Source organism: Shewanella canadensis (assembly GCF_003966225.1).
Classification (GTDB): domain Bacteria; phylum Pseudomonadota; class Gammaproteobacteria; order Enterobacterales; family Shewanellaceae; genus Shewanella; species Shewanella canadensis.
Window position 1 is genome coordinate 1 of the sequence record NZ_RXNU01000036.1, and the last position, 2,595, is coordinate 2,595.

At 48.1% G+C, this 2,595-nt stretch carries 2 protein-coding genes; both read right to left on the bottom strand.

Annotated elements, in window-relative coordinates; genetic code table 11:
• Positions 1-79 precede the first annotated feature (79 nt).
• Positions 80-820, bottom strand: coding sequence for an IS21-like element helper ATPase IstB (istB, locus tag EKG38_RS24605; protein WP_126523515.1), 741 nt, complete (start codon positions 818-820; stop codon positions 80-82).
• Positions 821-831: 11 nt separating this feature from the next.
• Positions 832-2,364 carry an IS21 family transposase gene (gene istA / locus EKG38_RS24610; RefSeq protein ID WP_126523516.1) on the bottom strand — a complete coding sequence of 511 codons (1,533 nt, stop codon included), beginning with the start codon at positions 2,362-2,364 and terminating at the stop codon, positions 832-834.
• Positions 2,365-2,595: the final 231 nt, after the last annotated feature.

Consider the following 2,595-nt stretch of genomic DNA (forward strand, 5'->3'; position numbering starts at 1 on the left):
TGCGTATTCCGGCGATTGCGATCACTCATTTCGGTTTAATCCGATCACCTAAATCATCTTTTCTCTCTTCCCCTTATTTTTACCCTAAGTGATCGGATTGCGCCAGTTTTCTCATCGATTCACCACCCAATTCTATTCGGTGCCCGTTGTGGATTAAACGATCTAATAATGCGTCGGCGATCGTGGCGTTACCGATCATGTTGTACCACTCTTTTACGGGAAGCTGGCTGATCACGATTGTGCTGCTTTCTTGATACCTATCTTCCAGCACTTCCAGTAAATGGCTGGCTTGCTCCTGGTTCAGCTTTTCCATTCCCCAGTCATCGATTATCAGCAGTGCCTTTTTCGATAGCGCCAGCAGCTGCTTTTGATAACTACCATCCAGTTTACCCGAGCTTAAGTCATCCAGAAGTCGACTTAGGCGATAGTATCTGACGGTGTATTGTCGCTCGCAGGCTTGCTCTGCGATGGCACAAGCGACATAAGTCTTTCCGGCTCCCGTAGGCCCCGTGATAAGGATGTTTTGATGTTTGTGCAAGTAACTGCTTGTTAGCAGCTCACTCATCTTAGCCCGCATTAGGCCACGACCTTCCTTATAAATCAGTTGGCTAGCTTGAGCATTGAGCCGTAGCTTGGCTTGTCGCTTGAGACGTTGGATCTTAGTCTGGTCTCGATTTAACAGCTCGCATTCCAGTAGCAAGCCCAACCTTTCCTCAAAACTCAATTCTGCGTAGGTTGAGAGCTGCTCTCGTTGCTGCTCCAAGGCCTGCGCTGCATGACCTAACCGTAATGTTTTAAGTTGTTCATTGAGATGATCCATCAACCTTTCTCCTAGTGGTAACTGCTGGGGCCACGAACATTACTGTGCTCGATATTGGGCGTGCTGGTGTTATCGCTCGAGAGTCTTCCTTCACGGTGGTTGATGAGCAGGTTTTTGATGAACTTTAGATAGGGCTTGTCGACCAGTACCGCATCTTTACACGCCTGCTCTAAACGATTGTCGCCATGATGTCTGCTTAGATTGAGTAAGCCCAAACAGCTGCGGTAAGCCTGCTCTGGATGTGCCTTGCTTTGCAACTGTGCATTGACGACTTCGCGGGCGGCAGGGCCAATATTTTCGGCCCAACTAAGTAGTCGTTGTGGAGACCACTTTTGATGCTGATGATTGCTCGGCATATGCAAATCTATGGTGCTTTGGCCGTGTTCTTTGTCACTGCTAGGGTGCTGGGCGACTAGGTTTCCCTGGTGATAAATCCTGACCAGCCTTGAAGATGCTTCTAGCTCGACATGTTCACCAACCAGCTGGTGTGGCACTGAGTAGTAGTGTTTCTTATATTGGATGTGATAGTCAGGGCCAACCTTGGCGCGTTTAGTTTCGGTATAAAGATAGGGCTGTACGGGTAATGGCTTTAGCGCAGGTTTATCTAACATCTCAAATAAGGCCTGACGGCTGGCACCTATCTGCCGCATTTCACGCTGATTAAGATCATGCATTAAGTCACGGATGACGAGGTTCAACTCGGCATAGGTATGAAACACCTGATGGCGTAGCCGCATTAAGATCCAACGTTCCACTATCAACACCGCATTTTCTGCTTTGGCTTTATCCTTAGGTTTGTAAGGCCTTGCAGGCATCACTGCCGTGCAGTAATGATTGGCGAGCTTACGATAGCTATCGTTCAAGGTCGGTTCATAGCGGCAGGGCTTGGTAACAGCCGATCTGAGATTATCTGGCACTAGCAAGTGCGGCACGCCACCAAAGAACTCGAAGGCATTAACGTGAGCCTGCAACCAGCATTCAAGCCGTTGGCTTCTGCTGGCCTCCACATAGGTGTAATTAGACGCCCCCAGTGTCGCCACGAAGATCTGCGCTGTTCTCACTTCACCAGTATCTGGGTTAACGATGGGAACGGTTGGACCGCAGTAATCGATGAAGAGCTTGTCGCCTGCGATGTGGTGCTGGCGCATACTGCGCTTCTGCTTCTTAAACCAGCGAGTGTAGTATTCACAAAACTGAGTGTAGCCATAGGCACAAGCTTGGTATTGGGTGTGGTATTCCTCCCACAGTAGACGCTTTGTCATGCCTTTACGCTTCAACTCTTTGAAGTACAGAGCAAAATCAGGCATCACCTTATGCTGTGATGGTCCCTTGTCTTGATACAAAGCCTGAGTGAGTTGAAGATCTGATGTGCCATCGGGAAGTGGCCAGCCTAATTCGCTGAGTTTAAACCGACTGAGTATTTCAGAGACGGTAGAGCAACCGATTTTGACACAGGTAGCGATGTTGCGATTGGAGAGTTGGCAGTCGAATTTGAGGCGTAAAACCTCTTTGATTTTGGTCATAACTATTCTCTTTTTTGGCATTGTCGCTTCCGATGGCAATATTTGATGCCAATCATGGTAGCGACTAATTGATTTAAAAGAGAAAAAAGAATGATTCCGGGATAATCCGATCGGTGAATCCGCTTATCCGATCATGTATTCCGGAGTTATGCCTAAAATGACCGGATTATCGCGGAATGTGTGATCGGATTAAACCGAAACAGGTGATCGGTTTATCCCGGAATCGGTGATCGGATTACTCCGAAACATGCA